This window comes from Xylanibacter oryzae DSM 17970, assembly GCF_000585355.1.
GTDB classification, from domain to species: Bacteria; Bacteroidota; Bacteroidia; order Bacteroidales; family Bacteroidaceae; genus Prevotella; species Prevotella oryzae.
This window is the reverse complement of the sequence record NZ_KK073873.1, coordinates 2047848-2066129: the sequence shown is the minus strand read 5'-3', so window position 1 is coordinate 2066129 and position 18282 is coordinate 2047848. Positions and strand designations below refer to the sequence as shown.

The 18282-nt window shown below is 35.8% G+C and carries 15 protein-coding genes; 6 read left to right on the top strand and 9 right to left on the bottom strand.

What is annotated here, in order from left to right; translation table 11 throughout:
• Positions 1-7 precede the first annotated feature (7 nt).
• Together XYLOR_RS08245 and XYLOR_RS08240 are read left to right on the top strand one after the other, a co-directional pair.
• Positions 8-1831, top strand: coding sequence for a DUF4954 family protein (locus tag XYLOR_RS08245; protein WP_036878366.1), 1824 nt, complete (start codon positions 8-10; stop codon positions 1829-1831).
• Positions 1832-1866: 35 nt separating this feature from the next.
• Positions 1867-3513: a fumarate hydratase gene (locus XYLOR_RS08240; protein WP_036878364.1), complete on the top strand. Its 1647-nt coding sequence runs from the start codon at positions 1867-1869 to the stop codon at positions 3511-3513.
• 96 nt (positions 3514-3609) lie between these two features.
• Here XYLOR_RS08240 and XYLOR_RS08235 read toward each other — a convergent pair whose 3' ends face one another.
• The 8 genes from XYLOR_RS08235 to XYLOR_RS08200 all read right to left on the bottom strand — a co-directional run bounded on the left by XYLOR_RS08235 (position 3610) and on the right by XYLOR_RS08200 (position 12655).
• Positions 3610-4419, bottom strand: a complete 810-nt coding sequence (locus XYLOR_RS08235; protein ID WP_084608576.1) for a peptidylprolyl isomerase — start codon at positions 4417-4419, stop codon at positions 3610-3612.
• Positions 4397-5989, bottom strand: a complete 1593-nt coding sequence (gene nadB, locus XYLOR_RS08230; protein WP_036878363.1) for an L-aspartate oxidase — start codon at positions 5987-5989, stop codon at positions 4397-4399. The genes XYLOR_RS08235 and nadB overlap by 23 nt, the downstream gene beginning before the upstream one ends.
• Positions 5990-6089: 100 nt before the next feature.
• A complete protein-coding gene (locus XYLOR_RS08225; RefSeq protein WP_036878361.1) occupies positions 6090-8546 on the bottom strand; it encodes an FAD-dependent oxidoreductase in 2457 nt (818 codons plus the stop codon).
• Between the two features lie 66 nt (positions 8547-8612).
• Entirely contained in the window at positions 8613-8975 is a 363-nt protein-coding gene (locus XYLOR_RS08220) for a MarR family winged helix-turn-helix transcriptional regulator (RefSeq protein WP_036878359.1), read from the bottom strand.
• 139 nt (positions 8976-9114) lie between these two features.
• Entirely contained in the window at positions 9115-9405 is a 291-nt protein-coding gene (locus XYLOR_RS08215; RefSeq protein ID WP_036878358.1) for a winged helix-turn-helix domain-containing protein, read from the bottom strand.
• A complete protein-coding gene (locus tag XYLOR_RS08210) occupies positions 9399-10019 on the bottom strand; it encodes a hypothetical protein (RefSeq protein ID WP_036878356.1) in 621 nt (206 codons plus the stop codon). Before XYLOR_RS08210 ends, XYLOR_RS08215 begins: the two co-directional genes overlap by 7 nt.
• Before the next feature lie 93 nt (positions 10020-10112).
• Positions 10113-12263 carry an outer membrane beta-barrel protein gene (locus tag XYLOR_RS08205; protein ID WP_084608575.1) on the bottom strand — a complete coding sequence of 717 codons (2151 nt, stop codon included), beginning with the start codon at positions 12261-12263 and terminating at the stop codon, positions 10113-10115.
• Positions 12263-12655, bottom strand: coding sequence for a DUF2141 domain-containing protein (locus XYLOR_RS08200; protein ID WP_036878355.1), 393 nt, complete (start codon positions 12653-12655; stop codon positions 12263-12265). The genes XYLOR_RS08205 and XYLOR_RS08200 overlap by 1 nt, the downstream gene beginning before the upstream one ends.
• 300 nt (positions 12656-12955) lie before the next feature.
• Here XYLOR_RS08200 and XYLOR_RS08195 point away from each other — a divergent pair, with 300 nt between their 5' ends.
• Genes XYLOR_RS08195 through XYLOR_RS08185 form a run of 3 tightly spaced genes read left to right on the top strand, consistent with a single transcriptional unit; the run spans position 12956 to position 15828 of the window.
• A complete protein-coding gene (locus tag XYLOR_RS08195) occupies positions 12956-13363 on the top strand; it encodes a PH domain-containing protein (RefSeq protein WP_036878353.1) in 408 nt (135 codons plus the stop codon).
• A gap of 32 nt (positions 13364-13395) precedes the next feature.
• On the top strand, positions 13396-14619 hold the full coding sequence (gene dacB / locus XYLOR_RS08190; protein ID WP_245601978.1) for a D-alanyl-D-alanine carboxypeptidase/D-alanyl-D-alanine endopeptidase: 1224 nt from the start codon (positions 13396-13398) through the stop codon (positions 14617-14619).
• 42 nt (positions 14620-14661) lie between these two features.
• The gene (locus XYLOR_RS08185) at positions 14662-15828 is read left to right on the top strand and encodes a mechanosensitive ion channel family protein (protein ID WP_036878349.1); all 1167 of its coding nucleotides are present in this window, start codon (positions 14662-14664) and stop codon (positions 15826-15828) included.
• Positions 15829-15846: 18 nt separating this feature from the next.
• Here the strand turns inward: XYLOR_RS08185 and XYLOR_RS08180 are convergent, their stop codons facing one another.
• Positions 15847-16668 (bottom strand): DnaJ domain-containing protein, encoded by an 822-nt coding sequence (locus XYLOR_RS08180; protein ID WP_036878348.1) that lies wholly within the window; start codon positions 16666-16668, stop codon positions 15847-15849.
• A 181-nt stretch (positions 16669-16849) separates the two neighbouring features.
• On the opposite strand from XYLOR_RS08180, the gene XYLOR_RS08175 reads away from it, so the two are divergent.
• Positions 16850-18025, top strand: coding sequence for an MFS transporter (locus XYLOR_RS08175; RefSeq protein WP_051508948.1), 1176 nt, complete (start codon positions 16850-16852; stop codon positions 18023-18025).
• Positions 18026-18282 lie beyond the last annotated feature (257 nt).

Sequence of the window (18282 nt, the reverse complement as noted above, 5' to 3'; positions counted from 1 at the left end):
CAAAATAATGAATGATTACAGATCACTGACTGAAGAGGAAATTTCTATCCTTGAAGACAATGGGTGTACGGCCGAAGATTGGAGCATTATTAATGTATCAGAAGATTTTCAGCCTGCTTATGTCAATAATGTTGCTATGTATGGTGATGTCAATCTCGGTGTTTTTGATAAGCATGTAGAGATTGACGATGGATTTTGTAAACATTCAGGCATTCGTAATGCAACATTACGCAATGTTACCATTGGTGATAACTCTATAATAGAAAACATAGGTAATTATATTTCAGATTATGTAATAGGCGATGAATGTTATATAGTGAATGTAGGAACTATGTCTACAAATAGTGGAGCTACTTTTGGTGAAGGCAATATTATATCAGTACTAAATGAGGCTGGTGATGGTAATATTGTATTTTTTGATGCATTGTCAAGTCAGTTGGCTGCATTTATGGTAAAACATTCTCATGATAAAGACTTGATTAAATCTCTTCGCTCAATGATACAGAAATATATATCAGAAAAGAGACAAGATAGAGGTTTTATAGGTGATCGCGTCAAAATAGTTAATACGAGTGAGGTATCAAATGTCAATGTTAATGATGACTGCGAGATAATTGGTGCAAGTAGATTGAGTGAGTGTACAATAATGAGCATTCCTGAAGCAAGTGTTTATATAGGTAATAATGTTATCTGTGATAATACTATAATATCATCAGGCTCTTCTGTATTGGATGGAGCCAAACTTGATAATTGTTTTGTAGGTGAGGCATGCCATATGGGTAAGGGCTTTTCTGGTACCAATAGCGTATTCTTTGCTAATAGTTATATGGATAATGGTGAAGCCTGTGCAGCATTTTGCGGACCTTTTTCTGTTAGTCATCATAAGAGCACTTTGCTTATCGGTGGACAGTATTCTTTCTATAATGCAGGTTCTAATACCAATTATAGCAATCATGCCTATAAGATGGGACCTATACATTATGGAATATTAGAGAGAGGCAGTAAAACAGCTAGTGGCGCACATCTGCTTATGCCTGCTAAAATAGGAGCATTCTCAATGTGTTTGGGCAAAATACAGAATCATCCAGATACCACTGAACTTCCATTTTCATATATAATAGGTGCGGGGGATACTACATATATAGTACCTGGACGCAATATAGTTACAGTAGGGACATACCGAGATATACATAAATGGCAAAAACGTGATATGCGTCCAAGATCTGGCAGACAAAGTTTGATAAATTTTGACTGGCTAAGTCCTTTCACAGTATCAGAGGCCATAAAAGGCAAACATCTTCTGGAAAGAATAAAAAGAGAACAAGGTGAGAATCCTGCTGCATACAGTTATGATGGGTGTATAATCAAAAATAATGCGTTACTAAAGGGCATTAAATATTATGACATGGTTATACGTCTATATATGGGCGAAGCTGTACACAATCATAATATGGAACTTCCTTATACTTCTATCGGTACTGGTAACTGGTGTGATTTGGCCGGTCTGATGGTTCCTGAATCAGAAGAAGAACAGTTAGTAGATGACATACGTGAGGGTGTTATACAAGACATAGTACAGGTAGGGGATCGGTTTAGTTTTCTATTCAGTCAATATGAACAGTATAAGTGGACATGGACATATCGTGTTATAACTAATTATTTCAATCTTGAAACACTTACGTCAGATGATGAGGCTAAAATAAATAAAGAATATGAGACAGCTCATCATGATTGGATAAATTTCATACAGTATGATGCTGAGAAAGAATATAAGATGGGTGATGTAGATGAAGAGACACTGAACAAGTTTATTCGTAGTATAGAAAAATAAAATAGTAGATAGTAAACTTTAATATAAAAACAATTATGGCAACAACACCAGAATTCAAGTATGAACCTATGTTCCAGTTGGGCAAGGACGATACTGAGTATTATCTGTTGACAAAAGATTATGTATCAACAGGAGAATTTGAAGGTAAGCAAATTCTGAAATTGGCTCCGGAGGCATTGACTGCATTAGCAAATGCGGCATTCCGTGATGTAAACTTTCTGCTTCGCCGCTCTCATAATAAGCAGGTCGCAAAGATATTGAGTGATCCGGAGGCTAGCGAAAATGATAAATATGTAGCTCTTACATTCTTACGTAATGCAGAAGTTGCATGTAAAGGCAAATTGCCTTTCTGTCAAGATACCGGTACTGCTATTATTCACGGTGAAAAAGGACAGCAAGTCTGGACTGGTTTCTCTGATGAGGAGGCTCTTTCTAAGGGTGTCTACAAAACATATACAGAAGAAAATCTGCGTTACTCTCAGAATGCTCCTCTCAATATGTATGAAGAGGTTAATACCCGTTGCAATCTGCCTGCACAGATTGATATAGAGGCTACAGAAGGTTCCGAATATAAATTCCTTTGTGTAGTAAAAGGTGGTGGTTCTGCAAATAAAACATATTTCTATCAGGAGACTAAGGCCCGTATTCAGAATCCTGGAACATTGGTTCCATTCCTTGTAGAGAAAATGAAAACATTAGGAACAGCTGCTTGTCCTCCTTACCACATCGCATTTGTTATTGGTGGTACATCTGCAGAGAAAAATCTTCTTACTGTTAAGTTGGCTTCTACTCATTATTATGATAATCTACCTACAACAGGTAATGATACCGGTCGTGCATTCCGTGACATAGAACTAGAGAAACAATTGCTTGAAGAGGCTTACAAAATAGGTCTTGGAGCACAGTTCGGCGGTAAATATTTTGCTCACGATATCCGTGTAATAAGATTACCTCGTCATGGAGCATCTTGTCCTATTGGACTCGGCGTAAGTTGTTCAGCAGATCGTAATGTTAAAGCGAAAATTAATAAGGATGGTATATGGATTGAAAAATTGGATGATAATCCTGGAGAACTAATCCCTGCAGAATATCGCAAATCAGGCGAAGGTAATGCGATCAAGATAGATCTTAATATGCCAATGGCTGATATCTGCAAAGAACTTTCCAAATATCCTGTAGCAACTCGCGTTAGTCTTAATGGTACAATAATTGTTGCCCGTGATATAGCTCATGCAAAACTGAAGGCACGTCTAGATGCTGGTCAGGATTTACCGGAATATTTTAAGAATCACCCTGTATTGTATGCAGGACCTGCAAAAACTCCAGAAGGAATGCCTTGTGGAAGTATGGGACCGACAACAGCAAATCGTATGGATCCTTATGTTGACGAATTTCAGGATCATGGAGGTAGTATGGTTATGATTGCTAAAGGTAACCGTACACAGGTAGTTACCGATGCTTGTAAAAAGCATGGTGGATTTTATCTGGGAAGTATAGGTGGACCTGCTGCTGTTCTCTCAATGAATTCTATTAAGAGTATTGAGTGTGTTGAATTCCCGGAAATAGGGATGGAAGCAATCTGGAAAATAGAAGTAGTTGATTTCCCTGCATTTATCCTTGTAGATGATAAGGGCAACGATTTCTTTAAGCAGTTGAAACCGTGGTCTCCAAGTTGCAAATAATATACGCAAGTATTTTAATTTAAATATAAATGTCCCAATCTGTTATATACTAGATTGGGACATTATTTATATTGCATCAATATTTATTGATAAGCCTTATCGCTTAAGGGTTGAAACCTTATTTTTCATACCCGTTTTATTATGTTCATCATTCCTTTTGGTATTTGGATATATCGTTATAGGAAGGTCTTTGACAACATTGGCCTTGATTATCTTTATGTCATTAATAGGGCGATTGTTATTGTCTTTCTCAACATTTTGTATTTTATCTACTATATCCATGCCATCCACTACCTCACCAAAGACTGTATACAGTCCATCAAGGTGTGGAGCACCCCCAATTGTCTGATAATCATTTTTTATTTTATCATTAAATACAATTGTTCCTCCCGATTTCTCGGTAAGTTTGTTAAGCATAGCATCAAGCATTCTTGGACCGAAAGTTTTTCCAGTTACTATATAAAACTGGCATGAAGACGATGCATGATCCTGTGAATTATCCTCTTGCGCAGCCGCCACAGCGCCACGTTTATGATAGTATTGAGGAAATCTTATTTCAGCAGGAATTGTATAATCTAGGGATACATTACCTAGTAATTGACCAGGAACAGCTGACTTACTTGATGGATCACCAGTTTGAACCATAAATTCAGGTATTACACGATGGAATAAAATTCCATTATAAAAACCTTCTTTTACTAGTTTTAGAAAGTTGTCGCGATGTTTGGGCGTTTCATTATAAAGAGCGATCTTAATATTCCCGAAAGATGTTTCTAGAGACACTACACATCTATCATCCAAAGTCTTTATTAAAGAGTCCTGATTATTCTTCTGTGAAAAAACTGGCAACGATAATATTGTCAAGAGTACAGACAGTAATATTTTATTTTTTATTGTCGTATGCATGTACTGGATAGTCTATAGTAAAATGTAATCCTCTGCATTCCTTGCGTTCAATAGCTTGGCGCGTGATGAGATAGCCCACATTAATCATATTACGAAGTTCGCAGATATCCTTACTTGCTTTAACACGCTTAAATAGAGCTTCTGTTTCCTCATACAAAAGGTCAAGACGATCCCATGCACGTTTTAGACGTAAGTCACTGCGCACGATTCCAACATAGTTACTCATTATCTCACCAACTTCTTTTACGCTTTGAGTTATAAGTACACGCTCCTCGTTTGTCATAGTACCATCATCATTCCATTCTGGTACATCCATATTAAATGTGTAATCATCAACGTGTTTCATTGAATCCTTTGCAGCAACATCAGCATATACCACAGCTTCTATAAGAGAGTTGGATGCAAGGCGGTTACCTCCATGCAGACCGGTGCATGAACATTCACCAACTGCATATAAGCGTTTTATGCTTGATTCACCATTTAGGTCAACCTCTATACCTCCGCACATATAATGAGCAGCAGGTCTTACAGGTATATACTCTTTTGTTATATCTATACCTATAGTAAGACACTTATGATATATATTGGGGAAGTGATGCTTCGTTTCCTGAGGATCCTTGTGAGTTACATCCAGACAGACGTGATCTAATCCATGTATTTTCATTTCTTTGTCTATGGCGCGTGCTACAATATCACGAGGAGCCAAAGAAAGACGCTTGTCATATTTTTCCATAAACGATTCACCTGTAGGCAACCTTAATATACCTCCGTATCCTCGCATTGCTTCTGTTATTAAAAATGCAGGATGTGTTTCGCCAGGATGAAATAGAGCTGTAGGGTGGAACTGTACAAATTCCATATCATGAACAGTGCCTTTGGCACGATATACCATAGCTTCACCATCTCCGGTAGCGATGACTGGATTTGTAGTTGTCTGATATACAGCGCCACATCCACCGGTACACATTAGTGTAACCTTACTAAGGTAAGTGTCAACTTTTTGTGTTTCCGGGTTTAATACATAAGCTCCAAAACATTCTATATCTGGAGTACGGCGTGTAACTTCTACACCGAGATGATGTTGAGTAATTATTTCTACAGCGAAATGATTTTCACGTATCTCTATGTCCGGAGATTCGCGTACGGCCTCCATAAGTCCACGCTGAATCTCAGCTCCGGTATCATCGGCATGATGTAAAATACGAAATTCAGAATGTCCACCCTCACGGTGAAGGTCGAATTTGCCATTATCCTTTTTGTCGAAGTTTACACCCCAATTAACTAATTCTCTAATTTGTGCGGGAGCATTTCTTACAACCTGTTCTACAGCCTTTCGGTCACTTATATAGTCACCGGCAATCATTGTATCTTCGATATGTTTATCGAAGTTGTCGACTTCCAGATTTGTTACTGAAGCCACTCCACCTTGTGCAAATGATGTGTTGGCTTCATCTAGCGAAGTTTTGCAGATCATACACACCTTACCTTTATGCGCTCTTGCAATTTTAAGGGCGTAACTCATACCGGCAACACCTGCGCCGATAATCAAAAAGTCGTATTTGAATACCATATACTTTGAAATTTCGGTTGCAAAAGTATAAAAAAATCCGCATAAACAATAAACAAGTAGCTTTTTTATTATGAGAAGAAATTAAATAATCTTCAGTCCTTTATATAAATAGATTCATGTTTGCCTGTTCTGCTCTTTCCAGATACGATGCAACACCTCCTAATTGTATATTGTCTAATAACTCTTCTTTCTTAACCCCCATTACATCCATGCTCATTGTGCATGCAATCATTTCAACACCGCTGTCAATCGCTTGTTGAATCATTGATTCAAGACTATCTATGCGTTTGTCTTTCATAATGTGACGCATCATTATTCGACCAATACCGCCCATGTTCATTTTAGATAATGAGAGTCTTTTGCTGTCCGATGGCATCATCATTCCAAACATTTTACCAAAGATATCTTTTTCAACAGAAGGCTTATTACGTTTCTTTATCACATTCAGTCCCCAAAACGTGAAAAACATAGTTACTTTTTTTCCGGTAGAAGCTGCACCATTGGCAATAACAAAAGATGCAAGAGCACGATCTAGATCATCACTGAAAACAATTAATGTTTTACCATTTCCATTCCCAATATTATTCATGACGCATGCAGATGGTTGGGCTTCTGTCTTTTCGATAGTAGCATGCACAATGCCTTGGGTGTTATTTACCGTTACAAGTCTTGCACCGGTAATATTACACCATGCAGCTACATCTTTTGCAAAAGCAGGATCTGTCGCTTTTATCGTAAGTCTGTCTCCAGAAGCGAGATTGTTATAATTCTGTTTAAGTTTTATAATTGGTCCGGGGCACATCAGTCCACAAGCATCAATTTCTATCGAATTGGTCTCTACTTCTGCGTCAGATGCAGGAATCTCTATATTGACAATTATATTTTCACCATTTTCTGATTGAGATGTCCAATCATTAGTTGCCATATGCCATGTCTTGAATCCGCCTGAGAGGTTATGCACATCGCAGAAACTGTTTTGAACAAGTATTCTGTATGCCAAATAACCACGCAGACCAACAGCACAGTTTACTATAATTTTTTTATCTTTAGGTATTTCATTGATACGAGAACGCAAGCTGTCAAGAGGAATATTTATTGCTCCTGGTATTGCTCCTAGAGAGTATTCGTCATTAGTACGCACATCTAGAATAATAGTATCTTTCGCATTGACATTCATCTCATTCCATTGTATAATCTTGACTTTGCCTTCTAAAATGTTTTCTGCAACAAAACCCGCCATATTCATTGGGTCTTTTGCAGCTGAATAAGGAGGAGCATAAGCTTGTTCCAATTGAGCAAGATCGTAAACCGAACCACCTTTCTGAATAACTTGTTCTGCCATTTCAATACGTTTGTCCACACCATCATAGCCCACAATTTGTGTACCTAAAAGTTTTCCATTATTAGGTGAGAATAGAATCTTTATAGACATTGATAATGCTCCGGGATAGTAACCGGCATGAGATGATGAGTGAGTAAATGAAGAAATAAAATTGATTTCTTCACGTTTAAGCAATTTCGCATTTGCACCGGCTACAGCTACAGTAAGATCAAATACTTTAGCAACAGCAGTTCCTATTGTTCCTGAATATTTAGAATTGTTACCATTTACTATATTATCAGCTACAATACGTCCCTGTTTGTTAGCAGGACCTGCAAGTGGAATCATTGCCGGCTTGCCCGTAACTCCATGTATAATCTCGCATGCATCTCCAAGTGCATATATGTCTTTGTCTGATGTCTGCATATATTCGTTAACAGCTATTCCACGTGTTATACCGGTCTTTAGCCCCGCTTCAACAGCAAGTTTTGTTTCTGGGCGGACACCAATGCTTAGTAAAACCATATCAACATTCAGTGATTTTCCACTATTTAGGTTGATCTTTATCTTATCATTTTCATCTGTAAATTCTTTAACCCCATCGTTCAATATTAATTTAACGCCTTTATCTACAAGTTCTTTATGTACAATTTGTGCCATAGATAAATCTAGTGGTGCCATTACTTGATTAGCCATTTCTACAATATTGACTTTAATACCTTGACGGTGGAGATTCTCAGCCATTTCAAGTCCAATAAAACCTCCTCCTACAACAACTGCAGATTCAGGTTTATTGTCAATAATATATTTCTTTATTGCATCTGTGTCATTAACATTGCGCAGAGTAAATATTTTGTTATTATCAATTCCTTTAATATCAGGGCGTATTGGTTCTGCTCCTGGTGAAAGGGCAAGCTTGTTGTAAGTCTCTGAATAGATCTCACCGGTCTTAAGGTTTTTTACTTCCACTGATTTACTTTCAGGATGTATTGCTATTACTTCCTGTTCTGTACGAATATCAATGTTGAATCTGTCTATAAATCCCTGCACTGTTTGTACAAAAAGCTTTTTTCGGTCGTTTATTTCTCCACCTATATAGTATGGTAATCCGCAATTAGCATACGATACATATTCTCCTCTTTCAAAAAGTATTATTTCAGCATGCTCGTCAAGTCTGCGTAAACGGGCTGCAACAGTGGCACCACCGGCCACACCACCTATAATAAGATACTTCATAATTGTATTGTTTTTATTATTAATATTGTCTAATAGAAAATAATTATATAAATAAAAATGTGCTTGTTATTTGCATACACATTTACGTAGTTGACTATATAAATCATCTGTTTTGAAGCCAGACTTTTTCAGTCCTGTAATTTTTTCTAATCCAGATTTAGTTAGGGCAAAAAGCATAAGTCTTTTGTCTGAAGAGCCTATTTTCCTTTCTATTAAATTCAACTTTTCTACAGAGTTTATTATTTTTGATACTCTTGAAGGAGAAAGTCCTATATATTCGCAAATATCACCTGCCGTACGTGTCATACCGTCAGCCAAGTAGCATAGTAACATTGCTTCATTTATTGTCAAATTGTATTTTGTCTGAAAGTCTTTCTCAAATTTGTATAGTGATTTATATATATCTTTTAGTTCGCAAATTGATTCCATACGATTTTATTATTATATTATTTTGCAAAGATATAAATTATTGTTTAGTATACAATAGTTTGTAGTGGAAAATATATATTATTTATTGTAAATGATGTTAATAGAATAATTATGTTTATTCATTTACAATAAATCATGGTCATTTTTTTATGTTAAGATAATCTTTCAGAGCTTCAACGTAAATTTCAAAAGCATTCCTACCTTTGTCAGTCATGCGACATAAAGTACGTGTCTTTTTCCCATCTATAATTCTTTTAGTTGAAATGTATTCGGCAGCAGACAATTTTTCCAGTTGTACACTTAGATTGCCTGCTGTTGAATCTGTTTTCTTGCGTATATATACAAAGTCAGCTTCGTCGACCGACATAAGTATTGATACTATTGCAAGTCTTAATTGTGAGTGGAGTAGTGGATCAAGTTCTTTTAGCATTCCTTATTCTCCTTTTTATTAAGGACATGTCCTGGAATTATCATTATAAGAACAAAAGATAATCCGAACAGTAAGTTGGCCGGGATTTCTAAACTCAAGCCTTGGTATAAGGCCGCTAGTAAGTATAAGCCTATTCCTATGCCAGTTAAAGGGAGGTATGCTGTAACTTTGTCTTGAATTATTATGCCTGTGGTGGAAACTCCTATACCTACGTATAAAGACGATAAAGGCATCATCAGATCAAGTGATTTGTAATTGTTGTATATGATTCCCAGTGTAAAGATTACAGCAAATGTTACAAGAAACATTGTGCCGATAGCATACCATACATGATTAATAACTTTATTGGTATAAGTCATTACTGGATTACATTTGCGTTTTCCTATTATTGACATAAATATCCAAAATACGAACATGAGCATCCATAACCATCCACACTGTCTCCATCCAGTAAGTTCATAAATAGACTGTATAACTACAGCTAGTATTGCCGTAAAATATCCCCAGTATAGAAAATGGTTACCATTACCTATCCCGATATACTCCTTGGTAGATTGAATCATCTGTAATATGAGTTCAATACTCTCTTTCTCGTCGATTTTCTTTTCTTCCATGTCTATTCTTATTTGTTTGCAAAATTAAAAAAACTTCTGTAAATCACTTTCATAAATATAGTATTTTATATTTTATTCCATAAAAACTTATAATTATTGCTCTTGCGACATTCTTTTGCGGTCTTCCTCAGAACTGTTTTCAACCCTTCTTTGTCTTATTTTATTTCCAGTTTTAAAGTTATATGTAATAGATATAATTACTTTTCTTCCTGTAGTACCCATAATTGTACTATTATTAATTAAGTATTCATTTAGAAGGCATTGGTATCTGTTAGAAGCATTTAATATATTATCTATTCCGGCAGTAAGTAATATATTATCATTATAGAATGTCTTTTTTGCTTTAATGTTAAATATATTTCTTGACTCAATAGAACTATTGCCAGAGTATAGCTGATTATGCATATTATATTCTAATTCAATAGAACTCTTTTGGGGTAAATTTATACCTGCTATACAATTTATAAAGATAAGATTATGATTCATGTATTTATCACCTGCATCTGTTTGTATACATTGTCTTACAGCGGTAATGTTATTTTGTATGTTTATTATACTTCCTAATTTTATAGGTGCATTAATGTTTATGAACCAATGATTCTCATGATTATGGTTTTCATAGGTTATGTAAGATACATTTTTATCTGCAGGGTCTTGCTTTGCAAATTCTCTTATAAGATCTCTGTGTAAGTTACATCCAATAGTTAGAGTATAAGAATAGTCATGAATTAATGTGGCACTTATCTTATTGATGTAAGTAGGACGTAAGTCTGGGTTGCCAACTTGATAAGAGTATTGTGATATCTGAATGCGATTGGGATTAAGTGCATCAAAAGCAGGACGTTCAATTTGTCGAGCATACCTAAGCGAAATCATCCATCTTTTCATTTCATCAAAAGAGTAACCTAATGTGATGTGTGGATAAAGATTAAAGTAGTTGTGATTCAACTTATATCCGCGATTCGTAGTCTTTGTGTTTTCTGCTCTTAGGCCAGCAGCAATTTGCCAATTTTTTATTGTTGAATTTATTTCAGCATATCCTGCCCAAATGTATTCATTGTATTTCGATGCGTAGTCAAAGGCTGGAAGACTAATCCATGTGTTATTATATAGTGATTGATAACTATTATTGTTACACATTTGTGTTGTTGTAAATTTCAATCCGGTTTGTATATATGTTGATGCTGAATATACATTCTTGTATGACAAGTCTGCAGATGCAATGCTATAATTAGATGTCAGATGACTTTTGTATGTCGTATCACTATTATTCCATAGAGAAAGAATACTATATAAATCATTATTAGATGATTCCTTTTTTGCATAATCAGCCATTATTTTTAATACAGAGCCTTTATTATCAAACTTTCTATTGTAATTTATGGATCCTGAGAACATATTAAAATCCATCTTTTGCGAATACTTTGCACTACTGTTGTATGTGTTTGTCTCGTTTACCAAGGTTGAATAACTATCTGTTTTCATATCGTCATAGTTGCGGAAGTATCCGACTTCAGCACCAATACTACTTACAGAGTCTATATTATAAAAAGCCCCGGCACAGACATTCACGTTGTTTGATGGTTGATTTATATCTCCATGGCTTTCAAATTTGTTTTCTTCATTTTGATATATGCGTGTAGACTTTAAGACACCTTTATCTTTTGTTGTCCATGTATTAGAGCCAAATGCGTAAAAATCCCACTTCCCATTGTGCATGTTAAATGAAGCAGAAGGTTGTACAGAATAACTCTTATTTGATACCATGTTTTTTATGGCAATATTACCTTGGTTATCATTCTTTTGTTTATGCCTTAGCATTATTCTTATAATTCCACCTTTCGCATCAGCATCATCACTGGCACCTGCCATTGGCTGAACCTCAATCCTTTCGATGTCTTTAGAATTTAAACTTCGTATATAATTTATCAGATTATCTCCTTGAAGTCTTATTTCTCTTCCGTTGACGACGACTTTTGTACCTCCTTCACCGTTTATAGTTATATCATTGCCATTAAATACTACACTTGGAGCCTGTCTTAGAAGCTCTTCACCATCTTTATTTTCATTTACAGGAACATGCATAATATATTTATCGGCATTACTGATAATTCTATGCGATTCTACTACAACCTCGTTTAACTTTATAGGTTCTTTATTGATGATTCCTGTGCTAGTCGTGTCGGTCTGGGCATTACAGTAAGCGACACACATATATAGTATTATAGATAATGCAATTCTCATTATTCTGCAGTTTTTGGATAGAAAAGTTTTGTGTCAATCTTAGTGTCCTTTTTTGAAACCAAATCAGTTTTATTTATTTTTATAGTTTTTAATATAAAGCCCTCTGTTGGAATTCCCTTTTCATCTTTATCTATTTCATAGTTGCCGTTTTCATCATGAAAAGCAGATATCTTGTATGTACCTTCTTGGATGTTATTTAATACAAAGTTACATGACTTCCCAGTTATTTCAGACATATACTTATTTGGCGTTTTTAAGTTGTCTGACTCAATCATAAGTAGAATCTTTCCTTTGCTATTGCGAATTCCACTTATCGTAATCTCAAGATTTTGTGCAAATGTAGCACATGAAAACAACATTAATAATGTTGCCGATAACATAATTTTTTTCATATTCAGAAATGTTCTAAATTAATTTATATAATAAAATATTATTGCTAGTATAAAGCCTTGTACATATTGTTAATTATGATTACGTCCGCAAATATAGACCAGTTTATAAAATAAACCAAATAAAAATGTAAAGTTTAATATTGTTTAACGGTAGGCGTAAAGCCATTTATTGGTTCATTATCAATATGGTAATGATGTATAACGTCAGTAATATGAATATAAAATAAAAACAAAAACTTTGTTATTTTATTTTGTATTCCGCTTGATTTGCACTAACTTTGCACCTATTAAAATAATAGAATGGATCGATTATTCCATCAGCGTTTTACCTTGGCGTCGAAGTGTGGCATCACGATTCTAACTTTACTAGCAGGATATCTTTTATGGATGCGTTCTGCGGCAAACGCTTTGTTAGGATTCGTTGTTGTTATAATACTTGTCGTTATTATTGAACGTGTAATTCATACTGTTTACATATTTACATCCGCAGGCAACCTGGTTATTGACCATGGGAGATTCGCTCGAAAAATAACAATCCCTGTAAATGAAATTATTAAATCAACGGTAGTGAATACTCCGATGGGACTTTCTCACTATATTCTTTTGGAATATGGCGCGGAACATTTTGTATCGGTCCAGCCTGAAAATAACGAGGCTTTTATTGAAGAACTAAGGGAGCGTCAGGCAAAAATTGATAATGGTTTATGATTGTTCGTGTATTTAAATTATTTTTGTTGGTAATGCTAGTCGCTGTAACACCGGTTATGGCGCAGACAGATGATACTGTTGTGGATAATGATGAGAGTAATACTCCTGATTCGGTATCAGTAGATACTACTCATGTTATGTCTTCCTTACCTTGGCCACAGAATATCAAAGTGAAGCTTGATAGACTTATGACAAGTAAAATGTTCGAAACATCACAGTTGGGTATGGAAATATATGACCTTACAGACGACTCCGTGATTTATAAGGTAAATGAGAAGATGTTACTTAGGCCGGCTTCTACTATGAAACTTATAACTGCTATAACTGCTATAGATAAACTTGGTGGATCCTATCAGTTTCGCACATCTCTATATTATACAGGCAAAATATCAAATAAGACGCTGAATGGCGATTTATATTGTGTAGGTGGCTTTGATCCACGATTTAATAGCGATGATATGAATGCTTTTGTTGAGAGCCTACATCGTATGGGCGTTGATACCATAAGAGGTCGCCTTTATGGGGATTTATCAATGAAAGATACAGCTAAGTTGGGTGAAGGCTGGTGTTGGGATGATGAAAATCCTACGCTTACACCTCTCCTTATAAGCAGGAAAGATTTGTTTATGGACCGTTTTCGTCAGGCTCTACAGAATGATAGTGTACATGTTGATGCAATTACTGATACAGGTGCTTTGCCCAATGGTGCCTTCTCTATATGCACACGTTTTCATACTATAGACCAAATCCTTATGAATATGATGAAGGAGAGTGATAATCTATACGCTGAATCGATGTTTTATCAGATTGCGGCTTCCACAGGCAACAGACCAGCAACAGCACGTAGTGCAAGGGCTATTATAAGGCAGTTGATAAAAAAAGTAGGGTTGGATCCGAGGGGATATAGGATCGCTGATGGAAGCGGACTTTCGCTATACAATTATATATCTCCGGAACTAGAAACAAGATTTTTGAAGTATGCTTACGAAAATAGTAATATTTATCTTCATCTTTATCCATCGCTTCCTATAGCAGGTCAGGACGGAACTCTTAAAAATAGGATGAAAGGCAGTTTTACTGACGGTAATGTGCATGCTAAGACCGGTACTGTGACAGGCATTAGCAGTCTATCCGGATATTGTACGGCATCTAATGGGCACAAACTGTGCTTTTGCATAATAAACCAGGGAATGTTACATGGTAAGAATGGTCGTGCTTTTCAAGATAGAGTGTGCTCTATTCTTTGTCAGCCATGATGAGATAATTAGAACCTTAATGACAATTTTAATAGAATAATTATGGAACAGATACGCATTTTTGTAGAAAGAATTATTCAGTTGTGTGGCGTACATGGTCAGATGGTACCTGTAACGAGACATATATTGTTAGCTGTGGTGGCTATATTATTAGCTTGGCTTTCTGATTTCCTCTGTCGTAAGATTTTTGTTCCTATTATTGTTAAATTAACAAAGAAGTCTGACGCAAAATGGGATGATGTTCTTCTCAACAAGACAGTCCTGTTCTCGGCTTGTCATATCATACCTGCCATAGTAATTTGGAAATTGTTGCCTATGGTATTTTATCAGTTCCCTGTTGTTGAGGCACTGCTTAAACGTTTTACATCAATATATATAACTATAATGTCGGCCAGGCTGGCTATAGTCTTTATTAGTTCATTCAAAGGGCTTGAGTCAGAACGACGGTCTTCAGTACAGCAATATTTTGTTACCTTTTGTGGTGTACTTAAACTCTTGATTGTGTTTATTACTGTAATTATAGTTATAGCAACATTGATAAATAAGAGTCCGTTTACTCTCTTTGCCGGTTTGGGAGCCACTTCGGCTGTATTGATGTTTGTGTTTAAAGATACGATATCGGGATTGGTTGCTGGCGTTCGACTTACTAGCAACAATATGTTGCACAAGGGTGATTGGATTACAGTACAAGGCACAGAGGCAAACGGAGTGGTAGAAGAAATATCACTTACAACCGTTAAAATACGAAATTTTGATAATACTATTATAACAGTTTCACCACAGAGATTGGTTGAAGGCTCGTTTCAAAACTGGATAGGTATGCAGCATAGCGACGGCAGGAGAGTAAAGCGTATGGTATATTATGACTTCCGTAGTGTGAAAATTACAGATGATAGTATACGAGAAAATCTGGTTAATAAAGGGTATTATAAACCAGAAGATATAAGAGGTAATGAGGTTAATATGTCTCTTTACCGTAAATATATGGAGAAATATCTAACCAGTCGTGATGATGTAAATTCAAATATGTATGTAATTGTGCGCCAACTTGAAGCTACTAATACAGGATTGCCACTTGAATTCTGTTTTTTCTTAAAAGACAAAACACCTAATGAATATGAGCACAACCTTGCAGACATTATGGAGTATGTTTATGCCATTACGGCAGACTTTGGACTTACCATATATCAGCAATATCCTGAACAGTAATATCAATTACCGTTATTGTTACATGCCACGGGCTTTGAATATACGCTCTTTAGCCTCGTTTATTTCCTGAAATTTTTTCTCTGCCGCCTTGCGTATATCATCCCCAAGAGTTGCTACACGATCAGGGTGGTTCTTCAAAGCCAACTTGCGATATGCTTTACGAACCTCATCGTCAGTAGAGTCTGGAGAGACTCCTAATACTTTATAAGCATCATCTATGCTTGCACCTCGTAGATTGAGCATAGTATCTACATCCTCTTTATCAATTTGCATATATAGTGCAACTTCCTTGATAGCATTAACCTCTTCTGTGCATACATTTCCATCAGCTTGCGCTATCATCACAAGGAAGTTAAGCAGTTGGAGTCGTTGGCTATATTCCATATTCGCAGCTATCTGTGCACTACATTGACGTATCGTTTCTCTAAAGGCATAAGGATTGCTACTATTTTGGTTACGCTGTTGTTCTAATAATTTTTTCAATATTTGTTCACCTTGACTTACTGATGATTCACCAAAGTTTGTGCGCAGAAAGTTTCGCACCAGCTCCATCTCGCTGTGCATAACTTTACCATCAGCATTTATAATATATGAGGCTAAGACCAATAAAGAGAAAAGGAAACTATTACGTTGTCCTTCATATATTTGTTGAGTACTATATCTATCTTGAAAATTATTTTGATAGCTATTGCTTGAATATCTATTGCCATTGCCTGTCTGATCGTTAACTGCATTAATTCCGAAATCAAAAATAGAGCCTAACACAAAACCTGCCAAAGCACCAAGCGGTCCACCTGTTATGAAACCAAGGAATCCGCCTAACCATTTACCTGCTGCCATATATATATTATTTGTTTAATGTAATATTGTATTCGCAAAAAGCGTGCCATCGATCTTTTTCGAATCCGCTTTTTATGATGCAAAGGTATATAATTATATTGATTATCGTCAAAAACAGTAATCTATATACATAGATAATTGTGAAAAATTCATAACTTTGCATCTAAATAATATTTAGATAATGGAAAAACTTTGGAATGGCAATTACATTAAGGTTATGACGGCTAATTTTATGCTTTATTTTGCCTTTTATATACTGACTCCGTTGCTGCCTCTATATCTTAGTGAAAAATTCGGGACATCAAAAGATATGATAGGAATAGTTCTTTCAGGATATACTGTTGCAGCACTTATCTTTCGCCCTTTCAGTGGATATGTGGTAGATAGTTTTTCCAGAAAAAAAGTTCTGTTGTTTTGTTTCTCCGTCTTTCTGGTATTTTTTCTCGGATATATTGCTGCCGGCACATTACTTATGTTCGCTATAGTTAGAACTCTTCATGGTGCTCCATTTGGAGCTGTCACTGTTGCCAACAGTACTGTAGCTATTGACGTACTGCCTGCAGACCGTCGTAACGAAGGCATTGGATATTACGGACTTAGTAATAATCTCGCAATGGCAATAGCACCATCAATAGGCATCTATATATATAAGTATACAGACAATTTTACATTACTTTTCTGGATAGCACTCGCCGTTGCTGCATTAGGTCTTCTGGCAGATAGTACTATCAGGTTACCGGCAAAGGAGATCATAAAGAATAATACCAAGATTTCTCTTGACAGATTTTTCCTTACTCGTGCATGGATGCTGGCTATTAATATATCTTTCGCTGGATTATGTTTTGGCGTACTTAGCAATTATCTGGCGATATATAGTAAAGAGAACCTTGGTATAACAGGAGGTACAGGGACTTACTTTATGTTGCTTGCTATCGGACTGTTCATGTCACGTCTGCAAGGTGCAAAAGCATTAAGATCTGGTAAACTTACTCATAATGCTGCCGAAGGTATGATAATCTCATTGGTGGGATATGTTCTTTTTGTTGCTTGTCCAAACATGTTTGGATATTATTTGTCTGCAATACTTATTGGATTAGGTAATGGACATGTATATCCTGCCTTTCTTAATATGTTTATCAGTATGGCTAAGCATAACGAAAGGGGAACTGCCAATTCCTCTATTCTCACATCATGGGATGCTGGTTTTGGCATAGGGGTATTGTTAGGTGGACTGATAGCTGAATATTTTGGTTATGTAGGTGCTTTTTGGACTGTTGTTGCTTTCAATTTTATTGGAGTTCTTATGTTCTTTACCGTAACAAGGAATTTCTACGAGAAACATAAAATTGTAGAATAGACGTCGTTACTTTATGTGCAGTAAAAATAAAAAATAATACCACAATACCACTATTACATTTAAATAACTGAATATAAATATATTATAAACTTTTGTAATTGATAAAAACGTCACAAAACGTCACTGAAATACCACTCCTAATATCATGCCTATAGCCGGACGGCTAACCACCGCAGTGTTTGGATGTAAAATAGTATTTATAAACATTATTCATGTGTAAACCTAACTGGTATCATTCCTGTAGATGTGCATACCAT

What these genes read in the sequence shown, in the direction of transcription:
- XYLOR_RS08245 (WP_036878366.1), top strand. Translation starts at nt 8, where the DNA reads ATGAATGATTACAGATCACTGACTGAAGAGGAAATTTCTATCCTTGAA.
- XYLOR_RS08240 (WP_036878364.1), top strand. Translation starts at nt 1,867, where the DNA reads ATGGCAACAACACCAGAATTCAAGTATGAACCTATGTTCCAGTTGGGC.
- XYLOR_RS08235 (WP_084608576.1), bottom strand. Translation starts at nt 4,419, where the DNA reads ATGCATACGACAATAAAAAATAAAATATTACTGTCTGTACTCTTGACA.
- nadB (WP_036878363.1), bottom strand. Translation starts at nt 5,989, where the DNA reads ATGGTATTCAAATACGACTTTTTGATTATCGGCGCAGGTGTTGCCGGT.
- XYLOR_RS08225 (WP_036878361.1), bottom strand. Translation starts at nt 8,546, where the DNA reads ATGAAGTATCTTATTATAGGTGGTGTGGCCGGTGGTGCCACTGTTGCA.
- XYLOR_RS08220 (WP_036878359.1), bottom strand. Translation starts at nt 8,975, where the DNA reads ATGGAATCAATTTGCGAACTAAAAGATATATATAAATCACTATACAAA.
- XYLOR_RS08215 (WP_036878358.1), bottom strand. Translation starts at nt 9,405, where the DNA reads ATGCTAAAAGAACTTGATCCACTACTCCACTCACAATTAAGACTTGCA.
- XYLOR_RS08210 (WP_036878356.1), bottom strand. Translation starts at nt 10,019, where the DNA reads ATGGAAGAAAAGAAAATCGACGAGAAAGAGAGTATTGAACTCATATTA.
- XYLOR_RS08205 (WP_084608575.1), bottom strand. Translation starts at nt 12,263, where the DNA reads ATGAGAATTGCATTATCTATAATACTATATATGTGTGTCGCTTACTGT.
- XYLOR_RS08200 (WP_036878355.1), bottom strand. Translation starts at nt 12,655, where the DNA reads ATGAAAAAAATTATGTTATCGGCAACATTATTAATGTTGTTTTCATGT.
- XYLOR_RS08195 (WP_036878353.1), top strand. Translation starts at nt 12,956, where the DNA reads ATGGATCGATTATTCCATCAGCGTTTTACCTTGGCGTCGAAGTGTGGC.
- dacB (WP_245601978.1), top strand. Translation starts at nt 13,396, where the DNA reads ATGCTAGTCGCTGTAACACCGGTTATGGCGCAGACAGATGATACTGTT.
- XYLOR_RS08185 (WP_036878349.1), top strand. Translation starts at nt 14,662, where the DNA reads ATGGAACAGATACGCATTTTTGTAGAAAGAATTATTCAGTTGTGTGGC.
- XYLOR_RS08180 (WP_036878348.1), bottom strand. Translation starts at nt 16,668, where the DNA reads ATGGCAGCAGGTAAATGGTTAGGCGGATTCCTTGGTTTCATAACAGGT.
- XYLOR_RS08175 (WP_051508948.1), top strand. Translation starts at nt 16,850, where the DNA reads ATGGAAAAACTTTGGAATGGCAATTACATTAAGGTTATGACGGCTAAT.